This is a genomic window from Massilia sp. 9I (assembly GCF_902506415.1).
Lineage (GTDB): Bacteria > Pseudomonadota > Gammaproteobacteria > Burkholderiales > Burkholderiaceae_D > Telluria.
This window is the reverse complement of the sequence record NZ_LR733275.1, coordinates 5,022,854-5,040,977: the sequence shown is the minus strand read 5'-3', so window position 1 is coordinate 5,040,977 and position 18,124 is coordinate 5,022,854. Positions and strand designations below refer to the sequence as shown.

General features: G+C 64.8%; 15 protein-coding genes and 1 tRNA gene. 11 read left to right on the top strand and 5 right to left on the bottom strand.

Going from position 1 to position 18,124, the window contains the following annotated elements; all coding sequences use genetic code 11:
* Positions 1 to 100: 100 nt before the first annotated feature.
* Positions 101 to 177 (top strand) — tRNA-Pro (locus GV068_RS22485).
* A 549-nt stretch (positions 178 to 726) separates the two neighbouring features.
* Here GV068_RS22485 and GV068_RS22480 read toward each other — a convergent pair.
* On the bottom strand, positions 727 to 2,613 hold the full coding sequence (locus GV068_RS22480) for an MFS transporter (RefSeq protein ID WP_159703222.1): 1,887 nt from the start codon (positions 2,611 to 2,613) through the stop codon (positions 727 to 729).
* A gap of 269 nt (positions 2,614 to 2,882) precedes the next feature.
* Here GV068_RS22480 and GV068_RS22475 point away from each other — a divergent pair, with 269 nt between their 5' ends.
* Entirely contained in the window at positions 2,883 to 3,065 is a 183-nt protein-coding gene (locus GV068_RS22475; RefSeq protein ID WP_159703219.1) for a hypothetical protein, read from the top strand.
* Positions 3,066 to 3,152: 87 nt separating this feature from the next.
* On the opposite strand, the gene GV068_RS22470 is transcribed toward GV068_RS22475, so the two are convergent.
* Together GV068_RS22470 and GV068_RS22465 are read right to left on the bottom strand one after the other, a co-directional pair.
* Positions 3,153 to 4,472 carry a homoserine dehydrogenase gene (locus tag GV068_RS22470; RefSeq protein ID WP_159703215.1) on the bottom strand — a complete coding sequence of 440 codons (1,320 nt, stop codon included), beginning with the start codon at positions 4,470 to 4,472 and terminating at the stop codon, positions 3,153 to 3,155.
* Positions 4,473 to 4,610: 138 nt separating this feature from the next.
* Positions 4,611 to 5,837 (bottom strand): pyridoxal phosphate-dependent aminotransferase, encoded by a 1,227-nt coding sequence (locus GV068_RS22465; protein WP_159703212.1) that lies wholly within the window; start codon positions 5,835 to 5,837, stop codon positions 4,611 to 4,613.
* A 130-nt stretch (positions 5,838 to 5,967) separates the two neighbouring features.
* Between GV068_RS22465 and GV068_RS22460 the strand changes: the two genes are divergently transcribed.
* The 9 genes from GV068_RS22460 (at position 5,968) to GV068_RS22420 (ending at position 12,984) form a co-directional block, all read left to right on the top strand.
* Positions 5,968 to 6,348 (top strand): Mth938-like domain-containing protein, encoded by a 381-nt coding sequence (locus GV068_RS22460; RefSeq protein WP_159703209.1) that lies wholly within the window; start codon positions 5,968 to 5,970, stop codon positions 6,346 to 6,348.
* 76 nt (positions 6,349 to 6,424) lie between these two features.
* Positions 6,425 to 6,799 (top strand): EamA family transporter, encoded by a 375-nt coding sequence (locus tag GV068_RS22455; RefSeq protein ID WP_159703206.1) that lies wholly within the window; start codon positions 6,425 to 6,427, stop codon positions 6,797 to 6,799.
* Between the two features lie 151 nt (positions 6,800 to 6,950).
* A complete protein-coding gene (locus tag GV068_RS22450; RefSeq protein WP_159703203.1) occupies positions 6,951 to 7,421 on the top strand; it encodes a peroxiredoxin in 471 nt (156 codons plus the stop codon).
* Positions 7,422 to 7,652: 231 nt separating this feature from the next.
* Positions 7,653 to 9,491, top strand: coding sequence for a PhoH family protein (locus GV068_RS22445; protein WP_159703200.1), 1,839 nt, complete (start codon positions 7,653 to 7,655; stop codon positions 9,489 to 9,491).
* A 75-nt stretch (positions 9,492 to 9,566) separates the two neighbouring features.
* The gene (locus GV068_RS22440; protein WP_159703197.1) at positions 9,567 to 10,346 is read left to right on the top strand and encodes a hypothetical protein; all 780 of its coding nucleotides are present in this window, start codon (positions 9,567 to 9,569) and stop codon (positions 10,344 to 10,346) included.
* Positions 10,347 to 10,403: 57 nt separating this feature from the next.
* Entirely contained in the window at positions 10,404 to 10,760 is a 357-nt protein-coding gene (locus tag GV068_RS22435; RefSeq protein WP_159703194.1) for a YciI family protein, read from the top strand.
* Between the two features lie 113 nt (positions 10,761 to 10,873).
* Positions 10,874 to 11,242: a YciI family protein gene (locus tag GV068_RS22430; protein ID WP_159703191.1), complete on the top strand. Its 369-nt coding sequence runs from the start codon at positions 10,874 to 10,876 to the stop codon at positions 11,240 to 11,242.
* Between the two features lie 27 nt (positions 11,243 to 11,269).
* The gene (locus GV068_RS22425) at positions 11,270 to 11,701 is read left to right on the top strand and encodes a VOC family protein (protein WP_159703188.1); all 432 of its coding nucleotides are present in this window, start codon (positions 11,270 to 11,272) and stop codon (positions 11,699 to 11,701) included.
* On the top strand, positions 11,701 to 12,984 hold the full coding sequence (locus tag GV068_RS22420; RefSeq protein ID WP_159703185.1) for an RNA polymerase sigma factor: 1,284 nt from the start codon (positions 11,701 to 11,703) through the stop codon (positions 12,982 to 12,984). The genes GV068_RS22425 and GV068_RS22420 overlap by 1 nt, the downstream gene beginning before the upstream one ends.
* A 55-nt stretch (positions 12,985 to 13,039) precedes the next feature.
* On the opposite strand, the gene GV068_RS22415 is transcribed toward GV068_RS22420, so the two are convergent.
* A complete protein-coding gene (locus GV068_RS22415) occupies positions 13,040 to 13,822 on the bottom strand; it encodes a FecR domain-containing protein (RefSeq protein WP_159703182.1) in 783 nt (260 codons plus the stop codon).
* Entirely contained in the window at positions 13,788 to 18,116 is a 4,329-nt protein-coding gene (locus tag GV068_RS22410; RefSeq protein WP_159703179.1) for a filamentous hemagglutinin N-terminal domain-containing protein, read from the bottom strand. The genes GV068_RS22415 and GV068_RS22410 overlap by 35 nt, the downstream gene beginning before the upstream one ends.
* Between the last annotated feature and the right edge of the window lie 8 nt (positions 18,117 to 18,124).

Sequence of the window (18,124 nt, the reverse complement as noted above, 5' to 3'; positions counted from 1 at the left end):
TTGACGAGGCTCACCCATGCGAAAGCGCAAAAAACCGCGCACCAATCTATTACAAAAACTCAAGTTTTTGGGCGAGCTCTGATATAATTTCGGAGTTAGTCGGGGCGTAGCGCAGCCTGGTAGCGTACCTGCATGGGGTGCAGGGGGTCGGAGGTTCGAATCCTCTCGCCCCGACCAACAAATCAATGAGTTAGGCCAGCCATACGGTTGGCCTTTTTCGTTTTAGCATATTGAATGAGACTGCTGGCTCTGTTTGCACCTCAGATACTTGCTGCCAGTAGACTCATCAGCGATGTCACGCGATCCCTTTGTTGACGCAGTTTGAGCAGTTCCAGAAGGAATCGCAGGACCCGATGCTATTCTGGTCTTCCACTGTTCTACGCAAGGAAACGGCTATGGCACTCCTGTCGCTTTTTTGTTCCTTCTTGGTCTTCTGGACCTGCTGGCTGATACTACCGATGCTCGTCTTCGGCCCACTTTCCGTCTACTTCGGCTGGAAGTCATATCGCCAAACGACAGAGAGAGTGCCGAACATGCGGCCTGGGCGGCGCCTGCTGGCATTCATGCCGATATTGATTGCAATCGCTTCAATGCCTGCCTCGATGATCTTCCTAAGCGCCACTTATCGAGCTTGATTTGTACTTCGCTAACGCTATGCTCCCTGTCTAGCAAACATCCACATCGCTGCAGTATAGACAGGGCAAGGCGTTTGCGACGCTGTTGCTCTCACTTCCAATCCCCACGCAAGGCCAGCACCTGCTCCTGCAGATACTCCGGCGACGCCGACTCCGGCGCCACCGGCTGCCCCACGGCCAGCGCCAGCTTCGATCGGATCCCGCGCGCAAACGAGCGCTCGAACACATTCGATGGATCGCGTGTAAACACGCTGCCCCACAGGCCGCGCAGCGCCATTGGAATCACTGGCACCTTGCTGCGCTCGACGATCTTGGAGATTCCGCCGCGGAACTCGTTGATATCGCCCGTGTTCGTCAGCCGCCCCTCCGGGAAGATGCACACCAGCTCCCCCTCGTGCAGTGCCTGGGCGATATCGATGAAGGCGCGCTCCATCAGGAACGGGTCTTCCTTGGCCGGCGCGATCGGGATCGCCTTGGCGGCGCGGAAGATCCATCCCAGGAACGGGGTCTTGAAGATGCGGTGGTCCATCACGAAGCGGATCGGACGCGGGCTGGCGGCGCCGATCACCAGCGCGTCGACATAGCTCACGTGATTGCAGACCAGTACCGCCGGGCCCTCGTCCGGGATGCGGTCGGCGTCGATGGTGCGCACGCGGTAGCCGGTGTGGATCAGCATCCAGGCCAGGAAGCGCATCAGGAATTCCGGCACCAGCGAGAAGATGTAGACGGCCACGCAGGCGTTCAGCAGCGCCGTCACCAGGAACATCTCGGGAATCGTGAAGCCTTGGCCCAGCAGCACGATGGCGACGCCGGCGGCGGCCACCATGAACAGCGCATTCAGGATGTTCATGCCGGCGATGGTGCGCGAGACGTGCTTCTGGTCGCAGCGGGTCTGGATCAGGGCGAACAACGGGACGATGAACAGGCCGCCGAACACGCCGATCAGCACCAGGTCCGCCATGATGCGCCACACGCCCGGCAGGGCCAGCAAGGCAATCGCGTCCACGGTCGCGGTATTGGTGTAAGCCACGCTGGCGAAATACAGGTCGATGCCGAACACCGACAGGCCGATCGAGCCGAAGGGCACCAGGCCAATCTCCACCTTGTGGCCCGACAGCTTCTCGCACAGCAGCGAGCCGGCGCCGATGCCGAGCGAGAACACGGTCAAGAGCAGCATGATGACGCTGTGGTCGCCATGCAGGTAATCCTTCGCATACAGCGGGAACTGCGACAGCAGCAGCGCGCCGTAGAACCAGAACCAGGAATTGCCCAGCATCGACAGGAACACCGTGCGGTTCTGGCTCGAGAACTTCAGGTTGCGCACCGACTCGGCAAACGGGTTGCGGCTGATTTTCAGCTCCGGCGCTGGCGCCGGCGATACCGGAATGCGCCAGCTCGCAGCCAGGCCCAGCAGTGCGCAGAACAAGGTGCCGCCGGCCACCAGCTCGATGCCCCAGGGCTTCACGCCGACCAGCAAAGTACCGGCCACCTCGCCCAGCAGGATGCCCACAAAAGTGCCCATCTCAATCACACCATTACCACCCACCAGTTCTTCCGATTTCAGGTGCTGCGGCAAGTAGGCATATTTCACCGGCCCGAACAGGGTCGAATGCAGGCCCATGCCGACCACGGCGGCAATCAAGACCCACAAGGTGTGGGTCAGCCAGCCAATGCCGGCCACCAGCATGATCACGATTTCGAGCAGCTTGACGAACCTTGCCATGCGCGCCTTGTCGAACTTGTCTGCGACCTGCCCGGCAGTCGCCGAGAACAGCACGAAGGGCAGGATGAACAGGCCGGCGATCAGGTTGTTCAGCAGGCCCGGATCGGCCGTGGTCCAGTTGGCGGTGTCGAAGGTCAGCGCAACCAGCAGCGCGGTCTTGAACAGGTTGTCGTTGAAGGCGCCGAAGAACTGGGTCCAGAAGAAGGGGCCGAAACGGCGCTGGGTCAGCAGGGAAAACTGGCTCGGTTGGCTCATGGGGACGTATTAACTGGTGGTCAAGAGTTCGTAATCTACATCAGGTCGCTGGGGCCATACAAAGACTATTGCCCTGTCACACTATTGCGTCGCTGATACTAATACGGAAAGTCTCGGCTGGCGATACCGAATGGGTAAAAAGCATAGACCGCCAATCGCTTCAAGCGGCGTGCCATGTCAACCGGGGGCATTGATCATTTCGATTGAAGCGGCTCAAGCCAGCGTGCATACTCCAGGATGGTGCAGCGCAGCGCAGGTAGAATCCGCGGATGACTTCTTCCGACTTCCTCCTCCGCTACGCCAGCGTCACCACCGCGCTGTTCGACCACATCGAACACGACATGCTGGCCCTGTCCTCCGCGTTCATCGACGAGGATGATCCACTCCCCAGTTACATGCACGAAGCCGGTGCGGTCCCCATGCCGCAGCCGCTCGACATCCCGCTGACATGAACCGAAGGCCCAAGAAAAAAATGATTCGAATCCGCGAGGCACCCCGCAGAATTCGAATCATATTTTCCGCCTGATGGCGGTAGCCGGTCAGCTCAGGGTTTCAAGGCGGATGCGCGTCACCTTGCCGATCACCGCCGGCAGATTCTCGATCTTCTCGATCGCCGCGATGATGTTCTTCTCGCGGGTCTGGTGGGTCAGCAGGATGATGTCGAGGTTGACCTGGTCGCCCGGCTCTTTCTGCAGCACCGCGTCGATCGAGATGCCGGCATCGGCCAGGATGCGGGTCAGGTCGGCCATCACGCCGAGCTGGTCCTTCACATACACGCGCAGGTAGTAGCTGGTGGTGATCTCGGCCATCGGCATGATGGCGACGTCGGTCATCTCGTTCGGCTGGAAGGCCAGGTGCGGCACGCGGCAGTAAGGGTCGACAGTGGCCAGGCGGGTCACGTCGACCAGGTCGGCGATCACCGCCGAGGCGGTCGGTTCCGAGCCGGCGCCCTTGCCGTAATACAGCGAGGCGCCGACCGCGTCGGCCTGCACCAGCACCGCATTCATCGCGCCTTCCACGTTGGCGATCAGGCGCGAGGCCGGGATCAGGGTCGGGTGCACGCGCAACTCGATGCCCTCGCCGCTTTCAGTACGGGTGCGGCGCGTGATGCCCAGCAGCTTGATGCGGTAGCCCAGTTGTTCCGCGTAACGGATATCACGCGCCTGCAGCTGGCTGATGCCCTCGATGTAGGCCTTGTCGAACTGCACCGGGATGCCGAAGGCGATCGCCGACATGATGGTGAGCTTGTGCGCCGCGTCCACGCCTTCGATGTCGAAGGTCGGGTCGGCCTCGGCATAGCCCAGTTCCTGCGCCTGCTTGAGCACGGTGGCGAAATCCAGTCCCTTCTCACGCATCTCGGACAGGATGAAGTTGGTGGTGCCGTTGATGATGCCGGCCACCGATTCGATGCGGTTCGCGGTCAGGCCTTCGCGCAGCGCCTTGATGATCGGCACGCCACCGGCCACCGCCGCCTCGAACGCCACGGTCACGCCCTTGCCCTGGGCGGCGGCGAAGATCTCGTTGCCGTGCAGCGCCAGCAGCGCCTTGTTGGCCGTGACCACGTGCTTGCCGTTGGCAATCGCTTTCAAGACCAGCTCGCGCGGCAGTTCGTAGCCGCCGATTAGCTCGACGACGATGTCGATCTCCGGATTGTTCACCACTGCGAACGGGTCGGCGACCACTTCCACACCGGCGCCGACGATTCCGCGCGCCTTGTCCAGATTGCGCGCCGCCACCATCGTAATCTCGATACCGCGGCCGGCGCGGCGGCGGATATCCTCCTGATTGCGTTGAAGAACGTTGAAGGTGCCGGCACCGACAGTGCCGATGCCCAGGAGGCCTACTTTGATGGGTTTCATGATCTCGTATCTCGTTATGGTCCGACCTAAGGGATCAGAGGGTGTGAAAAAACGGCCAGGGCAAGGCGCCGAGTCGAAGACAGTACGATAGTACGGCGAGACGAGGCAACGCAGCCATGGACGATTTTTCGCACCCTCTCAGCGCGCGTGGCGCCGGCGGTAGCTGTCCAGGAAGCGCGCGATGCGGCCGCAGGCATCCGTCAGGTCGTCGGAATTAGGCAGGAACACCAGCCGGAAATGGTCCGGGGCGATCCAGTTGAAGCCGGTGCCTTGCACCAGCAGCACTTTTTCCTCGGACAGCAGTTCGCAGATGAACTGCTGGTCGTCCGTGATCGGGTACATCTTCGGATCGAGGCGGGGGAACATGTAGAGCGCCGCTTTTGGCTTGACGCAGGACACGCCCGGAATATCGGTGAGCAGCTTGTGCGCGAGGTCGCGCTGTTTCAGGAGGCGCCCGCCAGGGCCGACCAGGTCGGCGATGGACTGGTAGCCCCCGAGCGCAGTCTGGATCGCGTACTGGCCCGGCGCATTGGCGCACAGACGCATCGAGGCCAGCATGTTCAGGCCTTCGATATAGCCCCTGGCGTGGCGCTTTTCGCCCGACACCACCATCCAGCCGGCGCGGTAGCCGCAGGAACGGTAGTTCTTGGACAGGCCGTTCAGGGTCAGGAACAGCACGTCGTCCGCCAGCGAGGCGATCGAGACGTGCTCTTCTCCGTCGTACAGGGTCTTGTCGTAGATCTCGTCGGCGTAGATGATCAGGCCGTGCTGGCGCGCCAGCTCGACGATCTCGAGCAGCACCTCGCGGTGGTACAGGGCGCCGGTCGGGTTGTTCGGGTTGATGACGACGATCGCGCGCGTGTTCGGCGTGATCTTCCTGCGCATGTCCTCGATGTCCGGCAGCCAGCCGGCCTGCTCGTCGCACACGTAGTGCACCGGGTTGCCGCCCGCCAGGCTGACCGCTGCGGTCCACAGCGGGTAATCCGGCGCCGGCACCAGCACTTCGTCGCCGTTGTTCAGCAGGCCCTGCATGGCCATGACGATCAGTTCGGATGCGCCATTACCCAGGTAGATGTCATCGATGCCGACCCCGGCGATGTTCTTGCCCTGGGTGTAATGCATCACCGCCTTGCGCGGCGCGAACATGCCCTTCGAGTCGGTATAGCCGGCCGCGCCGTGCATGTTGCGGATCATGTCGTGCACGATCTCGTCAGGCGGGTCGAAGCCGAACACGGCCAGGTTGCCGATGTTCAGCTTGATGATCTTCTGGCCGTCGTCTTCCATCTCCTTGGCCTTTTCCAGGGCCGGGCCACGGATTTCGTAGCAGACGTCGTCCAGCTTGTTCGATTTCAGGATCGGTCGCAAAATGTCCCCTGTTCTGTGCCGCTTTGTTGCAGTGCGAAAAATACCATTCTGCCGAAAGCGACCGATTTAAGCAACCTCGCCTCTCGCGGTTACAATGGTCCCTTCAATCTCACTTGCATCCCGCGATACGATGAAGCTCCATTCCGACAATACCCAGCAATACCAGACCGTCACCGGCTACGATGCCAGCGGGGTCGAGATCAACGCCGAGCGTTTTAACTACAGCCTGACCGTGATGCCGGAAGTGCCGCCGCGTGCTTGGCCCGTGGCGCGTTTCGAAGACCTCACGGCCGCCCATTTCGAGGAAATCGCCGCGGACAAGCCCGACGTCGTCGTGCTCGGCACCGGCGAACGCCAGCGCTTCGTGCATCCGAAACTGGTCGCCAGCCTGTCCGCCCTGCACGTCGGCGTCGACTGCATGGACAGCCAGGCCGCCTGCCGCACCTACAACGTGCTGATGGGCGAGGGCCGCAAGGTGACGCTGGCCCTGATCATCGCCCCGGCTGCCTGATTGTTCGCGCGAGGGCCATCCCGCTCCCGCAGCGCGGCGGCCTGCCCGCGCCCCGCCCGACCATACTAATAACGACATGAATCCATCGGCCTTCATCTACATCATCACCGGCGTCATCCTGAACGCCTCCGCCCAGCTCCTGCTCAAGGCCGGCACCAATGCACTCGGCGGCGCCATCCACCTCACCCGCGACAACTGGTTCGTCACCGGCCTGAAGGTCGCCACCCAATGGCCGATCCTGGCCGGCATGCTGTGCTACGGCATCTCGCTGGTCGTGTGGATCATCGGCCTGTCACGCACCGACGTCACCGTCGCCTATCCAATGCTTTCGCTGGGCTATGTAATCGGGGCCATCGGCGCCTGGATGTTCCTTGGCGAGGTCATCCCGCCCCAACGCATGCTGGCCCTGGGCGTCATCGTGCTGGGCGTCGTCTTGCTGGCACGAAGCTGATCTGGAAAATTATTTCCATTTTGCATCTTGATTAAATGAAATCCCGCACCATATCGCGGGTAAGTCTTTACAAGACTAGCAAGGGCTGGCTGCGACGATTATCATTCTGGTATCCGCTGCCCGTCCGCAGCCATGACACCAGGAGAGCCCCGTGGCCGAGAGCCTAACCGCCGCAACCGTCGACAATTTTTCCGCCCCCATGACCAGCGGCCAGACTTTCGAGCTGGCTGGACGGTCCGCGAAGTACACCATCTTGTACTTCTACCCGAAGGACAATACGCCGGGCTGCACCACCGAGAGCATCGCCTTCCGCGAAGCCTATCCCGAGATCCAGGCCGCGAACGCCGAAATCTACGGCATCAGCCGCGACTCCCTGCGCTCGCACGAGAACTTCAAGGGCAAGCTGGGCCTGCCCTTCGAACTGATCTCCGACCCCGAAGAATCGGTGTGCAATTTGTTCGGCGTCATGAAGATGAAAAACATGTATGGCAAACAAGTGCGCGGCATTGAGCGCAGTACGTTTATCATTGACGCTCAAGGCCGATTGGTGAAAGAATGGCGTGGCGTGAAAGTCAACGACCACGTGGCTGAAGTGCTGGAATTTCTGAAGAGCCAGCCCTGAATAACGGATGGCTCCAGCAACCCAGTTCCCGTAACTTAGCTGGACATTGCCACCTATTTTGAGTCACAGAGCATCTCATCAGCATCACTCTCCCGACTGCTGCCGGACCGGCATCCTCCGGCTGCAGCTCATACCGCAGCACCACTCCCAAGTAGCATCGTTTCCGTGCAGCGGCGCGCCCCGTGCTGCGCCTGCGCGTCCATCCAAGAACTTTTTCGAATCGAGAACCTGATGCCACTGCCAAAAATGCCTAGCAAGCCAGCGACCATGCTGCTGGCAAAAGATTATCCGAAAGCCGAACCGGGCAAGTCGCCCGTGCGCCCGGCGTCCGCCAAGGCCGACGCCGACCTCGAAGAACTGATCAGCGGCCAGGCCGTCGCGTCGCCGAAGGCGAGCAAGGCGCGCAAGACCAAGGCCGCCGCCCCGGCCGCGAATGACGCCGCCGCCGGCATCACCGGCACCGCGCCGGTCAACACCGTCAATACTCCCGCTGCCGAAGCGCCCACGGGCGAAGCGCCGCTGGCCAAGGGCCCGGCGCGCAAGTCGAAGGACGGCGCCGGTGCGCGTCTTCGCGAAACGGACGCCGACCAGCCGCATCCGGTCAAGCACAAGCCGGTCGAAGTCACCGTCAAGTCCTCCACCAGCCGCAAGGCCGACAGGGCCGGCGCCGGCAAGGTCTTCGTGCTCGACACCAATGTGCTGATGCATGACCCGACCTCGCTGTTCCGCTTCGAGGAACACGACGTCTACCTGCCGATGATGACGCTGGAAGAGCTCGACAATCACAAGAAAGGGATGTCGGAAGTCGCGCGCAATGCCCGCCAGGTGGCGCGCACGCTGGACGCCCTGATCGCCAACGTCGACGACGACGCCATCGAATCCGGCATCCCGCTGGCCAAGCTGGGCAACAAGGATGCACGCGGGCGCCTGTACTTCCAGACCAATGTCGACGCCGCCCCGCTGCCGGAAGGCCTGCCGTCGGGCAAGGCCGACAACCAGATCCTGGGCGTGGTGCGCGCGCTGGAAGACAAGATGGAAGGCCGCGCAATCGTGCTGGTGTCGAAGGACATCAACATGCGCATCAAGGCGCGTGCGCTGGGCCTGCCGGCCGAGGATTACTTCAACGACCACGTGCTGGAAGACACCGACCTGCTGTACTCGGGCATCGTCCAGCTGCCGGACGATTTCTGGAACAAGCACGGCAAGGACATGGAGTCCTGGCAGGAAAACAAGAACGGCAACTCGGCCACCTATTACCGCGTGACCGGTCCCGTGATTCCGACCCTGCTGGTGAACCAGTTCGTGTTCATCGAACCGCAGAATGGCGAAGCGCCCTTCTATGGCCAGGTGAAGCAGATCAACGGCAAGACCGCCGTATTCCAGACCCTGCGCGACTACAGCCACAACAAGAACAATGTGTGGGGCATCACGGCGCGCAACCGCGAGCAGAACTTCGCCCTGAACCTCTTGATGAACCCAGAGTGCGACTTCGTCACCCTGCTGGGCCAGGCCGGTACCGGTAAAACCCTGCTGGCGCTGGCTGCCGGCCTGGCGCAAGTGCTGGAGACCAAGCAGTACAACGAGATCATCGTCACCCGCGTCACGGTGCCGGTGGGCGAAGACATCGGCTTCCTGCCGGGTACCGAGGAAGAGAAGATGTCGCCGTGGATGGGCGCGTTCGACGACAACCTCGAAGTGCTGATGAAGTCCGACAGCGACGGCGGCGACTGGGGCCGCGCAGCGACCCAGGACCTGATCCGCTCGCGCATCAAGATCAAGTCGCTGAACTTCATGCGTGGCCGTACTTTCGTGAACAAGTTCCTCATCATCGACGAGGCGCAGAACCTGACGCCGAAGCAAATGAAGACCCTGGTCACGCGCGCCGGTCCCGGCACCAAGATCCTGTGCCTGGGTAATATCGCCCAGATCGACACGCCGTATCTGACCGAAGGTTCGAGCGGCCTGACCTACGTGGTCGATCGCTTCAAGGGCTGGAGCCACAGCGGCCACGTCACCCTGGCGCGCGGCGAACGCTCGCGCCTGGCGGACCACGCCAGCGACGTGCTGTAAGCCTGTTCGCCATCACCCCAAAACGCTCGCTTGCAAAAGCGGGCGTTTTTCATTTCAGCCCTGTATTCCTCTCGCATGATCTTCTTACTTAAACTGCTGCTCGTCCCTTCCCTGATCGCCCTCGTCACCCTCGCCGGCCGCCGCTGGGGCCCATTGGTGGCGGGCTGGCTGTCCGCCTTTCCCATCGTCGCCGGACCGATCCTCTTGGTGATCGCGCTCGAACAGGGCGCGACTTTTGCCGCCAGCGCCAGCGCCAATACCCTGCTGGCCGTGCTGGCCATCCTGGTCTTCAGCATCGCCTACGCGCGCTGCGCCCACCTCGGCATGCCGCGCGCCATGACGGCCGCCCTGCTCACCTACGCGCTGGCCGTGCTGGTGCTCACTTCCGTCTCGCTGCCGCTGTGGGCCGGTTTCATTGCCGTCCTAGTGGCCCTGCTGCTGGCGCCGCGCCTGTTCGGCCCTGCCCCGGCACAGGCCGCCGCCGGCAAGCCCGCCGGCGACCTGCCCTGGCGCATGTTGGCGGGCGCCCTGCTGTCGCTGAGCGTCACCTTTGCCGCCGCCAGCCTGGGACCGCGCCTCTCCGGCCTGTTCGCGATGTTTCCGGTGATGAGCACGGTGCTGGTGGGCTTCTCGCACCGCACCAGCGGCCCCGGCTTCGCAGTGGCGCTGCTGCGCGGTATGGTCAATGGCTACTATGCCTTCGCCGTGTTCTGCGTGGTGCTGTCCAGCTCCTTGAGCGCGCAGGGGATCGGCCCGTCCTTCCTGCTGGCGACCATCGCCGCGCTGGCGGTGCAGCTCGGCGTGCGCTGGCGGATCCAGCGGCACAGCGCAAAAACTTTGCGCGCTGCAGCGTGATGGAAGCCGGCAGTCGGCTTAGAATAGCCGGGTTCAATCCACCCAGGAGAGATTCCGATGCCGCACATGCTGTTGATCCACGAACCCATCGGCCAGCGCGCCACCCGCAACGAAGCTGAGGGCCGCGCCACCTACGACCGCATGCTGCGCTGGGGCGAGGACCTGCGCAGCCGCGGCCTGCTGCTGGCGGCGGAATCGCTCGCATCGACCGACAAGGCGGTGCGCGTCACAGTCCCGCAGGGCAAGGCGCGGATCGTCGACGGTCCCTTCGCCGAAGCCAAGGAAATGGTCGGCGGCTTCTTCCTGGTCAATGTCGACACCCGCGAGGAAGCGATCGCGCTGGCGCAGCAGTGCCCGGCGGCCGAATGGGCGACGGTCGAGGTACGCGCGCTGGCGCCCTGCTTCGAGCAGTAAGGCGCGCGGCCCGGAATAATATTCGCGCCGCGATGTCGAATCCTGAGGTTTCCGCTCGTCGTAGCGGATGGAAGCCGTCTAAATGCTTCCATCCCTACCACCAGGAGACCGACATGCGCTTCATGATCATCGTCAAGGCCACCGCCGACACGGAGGCCGGCATCTTCCCCGGCGAGCCGCTGTTCGCCGCGATGGCCGAGTACCACCAGGAGCTGGCCAGGGCCGGCGTCCTGCTGGACGCCAACGGCCTGCGACCGAGCAGCGACGGCTGGCGTATCCGTTACCAGGAAGGCCGGCGCAGCGCCACCGACGGGCCGTTTGCCGAGACCAAGGAGCTGATCGCCGGCTACACCCTGATCCAGGTGCGTTCGCGCGAGGAAGCAATGGAGTGGTCGCGCCGCTTCCCCGCCCCGCACGGCGAGTTCGCCGATGCCGCGATCGAAGTACGCCAGCTGTACGAAGCGGCCGACCTGCCGCATTGATGCCCTCTCGAGAAAAAGGATAGCGCCATGAGCCGCCAGATCTTCGTCAACCTCCCGGTCAAGGACCTCGACCGCAGCAAAGCCTTCTTCAACGCCCTGGGCTTTTCCTGCAACCCCCAGTTCACCAATGCGGACGGCGCTTGCGTCGTCGTCAGCGACACCATCTACGTGATGCTGCTGACGGAGCCCTTCTTCAAGGGCTTCACGCCCAAGGCGATCTCGGATGCGAAGAGAAGCACCGAAGTGCTGCTCTGCCTGTCCTGCGACAGCCGCGCCGCCGTCGACGACATGGCCAATAAGGCGAAGGCGGCTGGCGGCAGCTGGCCGAATCCGCCGAAGGACCATGGCTTCATGTACCAGCACGGTTTCGAAGACCTGGACGGCCATATGTGGGAGCTGGTGTACATGGAAAGCATGCCCCAGCAGGCAGAAGACGCAGCCGCCGACGCCGCCATCTGATGGACAATCAGGTCGAACGCAGCATCGCCGCCGTCTGGCGCATCGAGTCGGCCAAGATCGTGGCCGTCGTTGCGCGCATGGTGCGCGACGTCGGCCTGGCCGAGGAGCTGGCGCAGGATGCCCTGGTGTCGGCCCTCGAGCACTGGCCGTCGCAGGGCATCCCGGACAACCCGGGCGCCTGGCTGACGACCACGGCCAAGCATGCCGCGCTCGACCGCCTGCGGCGCGATCGCGTGCTCCAGCAGAAACTGGAACAGATCGGGCTCGACCTCGAAGCCCAGGAGGCGCTGCTTGTGCCCGATTTTGTGCCCGATTTAGTGGACCGCATGGACGCCGCGCGCAACGACGTCATCGGCGACGACCTGCTGCGCCTGATGTTCACCGCCTGCCACCCGGTGCTCTCGCTGGACGCCCGCCTGGCGCTCACGCTCAAGCTCTTGGGTGGCCTGTCGACCCAGGAGATCGCGCGCGCCTTCCTGGTGCCGGAAGCGACCATGGCCCAGCGCATCGTGCGCGCCAAGCGCACGCTGGGTGACGCCAAAGTGCCCTTCGAGCTGCCGCCGCCGCAGGAGCTCGGCGAGCGCCTCGGCGCGGTGCTGGAAGCGGTCTACCTGATCTTCAACGAAGGCTATACCGCCACCGCGGGCGAGGACTGGATGCGCCGCGACCTCGCAGACGAGGCCCTACGGCTGGGGCGCATGCTGGCCGAACTGGCGCCCGCCGAGCCGGAAGCGCACGGCCTGGTGGCGCTGATGGAACTGCAGGCCTCGCGCATGGGCGCGCGCTTGGATAACGAAGGCCGTCCGGTGCTGCTGCTCGACCAGGACCGCTCGCGCTGGGACGGCGTCCTGCTACGGCGTGGCCTGGCTGCGCTGGAACGCGCGGCGCGCCTGGAGCAACCGCGCGGCCCCTACGTCCTGCAGGCCGAGATCGCGGCCTGCCACGCGCGCGCCCACGTCGCGGCGGACACCGACTGGCACGCCATCGCCCTACTCTACGGCGAGCTGGCCCAGGTCCAGCCCTCGCCGGTGGTCGAACTCAATCGTGCGGTGGCGATCGGCATGGCCGAGGGTCCCGCCGCCGGCCTGGCGCTGGCCGATGCGCTGGCCCTTAGCGGCAAGCTGGCCGGCTACCACTGGCTGCCGAGCGTGCGCGCCGACCTGCTGTCCAAGCTCGGGCGGCTGGATGAAGCGCGCCTGGAATTCGAACGCGCCGCCGCCATGACCGCCAACGGCCGCGAGCGCGAACTGCTGCTGGCGCGCGCCCGCGCCCAGCGTTCCTGAATTGAAAAAGCCCCGCGGCTGTCGCTCACGGGGCTTGTCTTGAAGCGCTCTTTGCTCAGCGTACGACGCAGTCGACGCTGTTGTCCGGCTTGGCGCCGTTGCTGGCCACCGGGCCGACCGTGCCGGTCTCGAAGGTCGGCGGCGGCGTGAACTGCAGGCCCGGGTTGCTCGGCACGATCACCGGCGGCTGGGTCATGCTCGGCACATAGCCGAACTGGCCGGCCTGGAAGCCGAGCGAACCTCCATTGTTGGTGACGATGATCGCTCCCTCGCTTACCGACACGTGCAGGCCGGGCGGCAGTGCGGGCGCTGCAGCGCGACCGCCTGGGGTCGGGATGCCCCCTGCATCGGCTCCCACGTATTGCACCACGAAGGTGGTGCCGCGGATGCCGATGGTCGCGTTCGGGGTTTTCAGCGAGAACTTCTCCTTGTTGCGCTTGCCCATCAAGCCGGTGATCGAACGCAGCCCGCCCTTCACCAGGCTGTAGCTGGCGTTGTCCGCTTCCGGCTTGCCCTCGTCGAACGAGAAGTTCTCGACCTTGAAGGTGGTGCCGGGACGCAGGGTGATCTCGCTGTTGTCGATGAACTTGATCTGCGCGTAGGTGTTCTTTTCCGACACCAGGGTATCGCCGCTTTCGATCTCGGAACGCAGCGCCAGCACCTTGACGCTGCCGTCCGCCTTCTTCGCCATCAGCGGGCCGCTCAGGCGCGCGACCATGCCGGCGACCTGCGCGGCCCAGGCGGCATTGCCGACCGAGAGCAGGGCCGCGAACAGCAGCGCGCCCAGCGCCCGCCCAAGCGGCTTAGTTGCAGTACATTTTTGTGGCTGGCTTTTCATTCTTTACTCCAGAGTTCGTACCTGCGGCCGGTCCGGCCTGATTCTCCGACTTGTCGGCCGGTTTGCCGCCGTCGGCGCTGCCGCCGCCACCGCCGCTGGCGCCGCCACCGTCAGGGGCGCCGGATTTGGTCGCCGGCTTGGCCGTATTGACCAGGGTGACCACGGCCTGCTGCGCCTCGCTCACCGGCCTCTTGGCATCGCCGCCACCGGAACCCGGGTTCGGGTTGAAGATCTGGCAGGTCGGGTCGCTCGGGTGCGTGCTGCAGAAATCGGGCTTCGGCAGCACCGCCACGCAGCCTTCCGTGTTCGGATTCACGGCGCACTGCTCCAGCTTCGGCAGCTGCACCGAGCAGCCCTGCAGGGTCGGGCTGCCGATGCACTGCTGCAGGGTCGGCAGCACCACCTGGCAACCGGCCGTGGTCTTGTTGTTCACGCACTGCGACAGCGTCGGCAGGATGCCGGTGCAGGACGCATCGTTCGGGTTCACCAGGCAGGCGTTGAAGGTCACCTGGATCACCTGGGCGCAGCCTTCCTGGCCCGGGCTCACCTTGCAGACCGACAGGGCCGGCAGACGCGCCGCGCAGCCGCCGGCGGTCGGGTTGGCGACGCAGGCCAGGAACTCGGCGCGTTCGATCACCGGCACGCAGCCGTAGATGCCTGCGTTGGCGCGGCAGGTCGCCAGCGGCGGCAGGGTCTCGCCGCAGCCGCCCGCGGTCGGGTTCTTGATGCAGGCGGTGATGGCGTCGCGCTCGGCGATCACCGGCGCGCAGCCATAGGTGGCCGGCGCGCTCGCGCAGACTTCGTATTGTGGCAGCGTCGCACCGCAACCCGGCGCCTTTGGATTGGCGATGCAGGCGTCGAGGGCCCGGCGCTCGGCGATCACTGGGGCGCATCCATAGGTGGTGGGCGCCGAAGCGCACACCTCGTATTGCGGCAGCGTACTGGCGCAGCCCGCGCCTTTGGGATTGGCGATACAGGCGTCCAGGGCCTGGCGCTCGGCGATCACCGGCGCGCAACCGTAGGTGGTCGGCGCGCTTGCGCACACCTGGTATTGCGGAAGGGTGCTGGCGCAGCCTGGTCCCTTGGGATTGGCAATGCAGGCGTCGATCGCCTGGCGCTCGGCGATCACCGGCGCGCAGCCGTACGTGGCCGGCGCGGCCGAGCAGGCTTCGTAGGTCGGCAGGATGGCGCCGCAGCCAGGCGCCTTCGGCGTTGCGATACACTCGCGCACCAGCACTGCGCCGCAACCGAGCTTGGTCGGGTCGTCGCGGCAAGTCTGCGGCTGCGGCAGCACGGCGCGGCACTGGGCCGTGTCCGGGGTCGCGATACAGTCGCGCTTTGCCTGTTCGAGCACGCCGCCGCAGCCCGAGGTATTCGGATTGCTGATGCAGGAGTCGAGCGGCGGCGTCGGATCGGGTTTCGTCTCCGGCTTGGTCTCGGTAGACGACAGTTTGCTCAGGTCGGACACCTGCACGCTGCCGACCGGATAGCGTACGGTGCCGCCGGTGAGGCTGACGCTGCCCGAGGTCGATTTCACCAGGCCGCCGCCACGGATCGTGAGCGGGCCGTTGTCGGCCGCGACCAGGGTCACGTTGCCGCTCTCGGTGGTGACCCGGCCTTCGATGGTGAGCGGGCTGTGGGTGACCAGGCGGATGTTGCCGCTGCCGGTGTGCACGCCCTGCTTCTCGCCGGTCGTCTCGGACACGGTCAGGCCGCCGCTGGTCTCGATCGAGATCGCGCCGGCATTGGCTTCGCCCGCCTGCACCGCGTCGTCGACGACAAGGATGCGGTCGTTCAGGATGTTGATCGGAGCGGCGCCGCTTGCGGTGTTCACGGCCGACAGCGTGCTGGTGCTGGTGCGCAGCGCGCTGGTGGTGGAACCGATGCCGCCGCGCGAGTTCAGGCGCAGGGTGTCGGCCCGGAAGATGCCGCTACCGCCGATCGACGCGGCATCGATCTCCAGGGTCTTGCTGGCCTCGATGTTGGCGTCGGCGGTCAGGCCACCGCCGACCAGCGTCAGGCCATGGGCCGACTGCAGCCCGGAGACGCCGTCCACCGTGCCAACCTTCAAGGCGCCGGTCCAGTGGAAGCTCATGCCCTTTTGTTCCTCGTCGCCAGTGGCCCTGCCGGCCAGCGTGCCGACCTGGTTCACGCCCAGCATCTCGACGCTGTTGCCTTCTACCACCAGGGATGGTGCTTTCACCAGGGTGCCGCTCTCCTGGTAAAGCTCACCCTCGGCGCGCAGGCTCAGCGACTTGCTGGCTTCAATTCGGGTGCTCAGCGAAGTCCCCTCGGTATCGTAGGGGTTGCGGCGAATCTGGATGCCGCCGCTGGCCGCCGTGATGGCGATGTCGGCGCCCTTGATCTCGCCAGAAATCTGCGTTTGGTCTGCGCCGAGAATGCTGATCTTGTTGGCAGTGAGTACACCGCTCGTGGTGACCGATGCACCGGAGCCGAAGGACTCGTGCAGGGTGCCGACGAACTGGCTGTTGGCGCCGGTCAGGGTCACCGGCGCGTTGATGTTGATCGAGTTCCTGGTATCGATGACCAGGTTGCCGGCCATGCGCAGTTCCTGGTCGATGCTGATCAGACCATTATGGGCGCTGCTGCCGATGTTGATCTCGTAGGCGCCGAAGCTACCGAGGCGCTGCGGATCCAGGCCCAGCGCCCAGTCCGGTGCGGTGCCCCGCAGCAGAATGCCGCGATCGTTGTCGAACGGGTTGAACGAGATCACCGGGAGCACGCTGTTGACACCGCCAATACTGCCGGTGAGCGTCATCCGGTTGGACTTCAGGTCGATGTAGTTCGGACTGGAAAGCAGGCTGCCCGCCGCCAGGTTGATGCGGTTGTTCGCGCGCAGGTCGATATTGCCTGCCGTCGAGGTCACGGCGGCGGCGACGGTCAGCACGTCGCCCGCCTCGGCGCGCACGTTGTGCGAAGTAGTGATGTCCTGCTTGATGTCGATGTTCTTGGTCGCCTGCAGGACGATGTCGGCATTGGTCCCGGTCAGGGTGGCCGCCGTGATGTAGGTGGTATCGGTCGCGCTGCCGCCGGCGGACACCTCGATATTGGTCGGGTCGATCAGCCAGGTGCCGGTACGTCCGCCCTTGCCGCCGGCCGCGTCCACGCGGATGCCGTCGAGGCCGAGCTGGCGGCCCGAGGTCTCGACCAGGCCGCCGTTGCCGGCGCCGGCGCCGCGCGCCGAGATGCTGCCGCCGGCGGCGGTGGCGCCGTCCGACCACAGCACGACCTTGCCGCCGTTGCCGCTGGTCGTCGCGTCGGCGCGGATGCTGGCGTCCTTGCCGAAGCTGGTCTGCTGCGCGTTCGGCAGCGCCGCGTTCTTGCCCTGGTAGTCGCCGCCCACCAGCACGGTGCCGCCACCAGTCACGCCGCTGGCATCGACCTGCGCATTGCCGCTCAGGGCCACGCGCTCGCCCAGCAGCTGGACGTCGCCGCCCTTGCCCGCGCCCGTGGCGCTAGTGATGCTGCCGTGTTCGAGCGCGGCTTCCTTGCTCGCCTTCAGGACGATCTTGCCGTCCTGGCCCACCACCGCGCTGTTGGCGTTGACCACGCCGCGCTGGTTCACCAGGGCGCCGTAGATGCCGATGCGGCCACCGCTCGCGACGACCTGGCCCAGGTTGATGGCCTGGTCCGTCGGCGCCGACACGACCACGGTCAGGTCGGGATTGCTGGAGTCGACCAGCTGCACGCTGCGGCCGGCCGCCAGCACCACGTCGCCGTTAGGCGCCGAGATGATGCCGGTGTTCTCGACGTTCGGCGCGACCAGGAAGACCTTGCCGCCATTCGGCGTCGTGATCGCGCCTTCATTACGCACGCTGCCGGCGTTCGGACCGGCAGTGAAATTCTTCTTCCCGGCCAGGAAGTCGGCGTCGCTCATGTTCAGCGTCGAGGCCACCAGGCCGTTCACGTCCACGCGCGCGTTCTGGCCGAAGATCACGCCGTTCGGGTTGATCAGGAAGACCTTGCCGTTCGACTGCAGCGCGCCGAGGATGCGGCTCGGGTCCTGGCCGACAATGCGGTTCAGGACCGCACTGTCGCTGCTCTGCTGGATGAAGCGGGTGATCTCCCCGGCGTTCACCGAGAAGCTCTGCCAGTTGATGATCGTGCCCGGCGTGTTCGTGATCGAGAACACGTTGCCGTCCTGGGAGAAAGTGGCCTGCCCCGCCACCACCTTCGGCAGCGTGGGGGCGGCCTGGGCCGCGTTCAAGCCGGCGCCAAAGCAGGCGGCGACGCAGAGCGCCGCTGTCTTGAAGCGAATAAGTCCGTTCCTCATTTCATGCT

Bases quoted from the DNA above. Each gene is read 5' to 3' on its own strand.
- GV068_RS22445 (WP_159703200.1), top strand. From the start codon at position 7,653: ATGCCACTGCCAAAAATGCCTAGCAAGCCAGCGACCATGCTGCTGGCA.
- GV068_RS22425 (WP_159703188.1), top strand. From the start codon at position 11,270: ATGAGCCGCCAGATCTTCGTCAACCTCCCGGTCAAGGACCTCGACCGC.
- GV068_RS22410 (WP_159703179.1), bottom strand. From the start codon at position 18,116: ATGAGGAACGGACTTATTCGCTTCAAGACAGCGGCGCTCTGCGTCGCC.
- GV068_RS22475 (WP_159703219.1), top strand. From the start codon at position 2,883: ATGACTTCTTCCGACTTCCTCCTCCGCTACGCCAGCGTCACCACCGCG.
- GV068_RS22415 (WP_159703182.1), bottom strand. From the start codon at position 13,822: ATGAAAAGCCAGCCACAAAAATGTACTGCAACTAAGCCGCTTGGGCGG.
- GV068_RS22420 (WP_159703185.1), top strand. From the start codon at position 11,701: ATGGACAATCAGGTCGAACGCAGCATCGCCGCCGTCTGGCGCATCGAG.
- GV068_RS22480 (WP_159703222.1), bottom strand. From the start codon at position 2,613: ATGAGCCAACCGAGCCAGTTTTCCCTGCTGACCCAGCGCCGTTTCGGC.
- GV068_RS22435 (WP_159703194.1), top strand. From the start codon at position 10,404: ATGCCGCACATGCTGTTGATCCACGAACCCATCGGCCAGCGCGCCACC.
- GV068_RS22460 (WP_159703209.1), top strand. From the start codon at position 5,968: ATGAAGCTCCATTCCGACAATACCCAGCAATACCAGACCGTCACCGGC.
- GV068_RS22430 (WP_159703191.1), top strand. From the start codon at position 10,874: ATGCGCTTCATGATCATCGTCAAGGCCACCGCCGACACGGAGGCCGGC.
- GV068_RS22455 (WP_159703206.1), top strand. From the start codon at position 6,425: ATGAATCCATCGGCCTTCATCTACATCATCACCGGCGTCATCCTGAAC.
- GV068_RS22470 (WP_159703215.1), bottom strand. From the start codon at position 4,472: ATGAAACCCATCAAAGTAGGCCTCCTGGGCATCGGCACTGTCGGTGCC.
- GV068_RS22440 (WP_159703197.1), top strand. From the start codon at position 9,567: ATGATCTTCTTACTTAAACTGCTGCTCGTCCCTTCCCTGATCGCCCTC.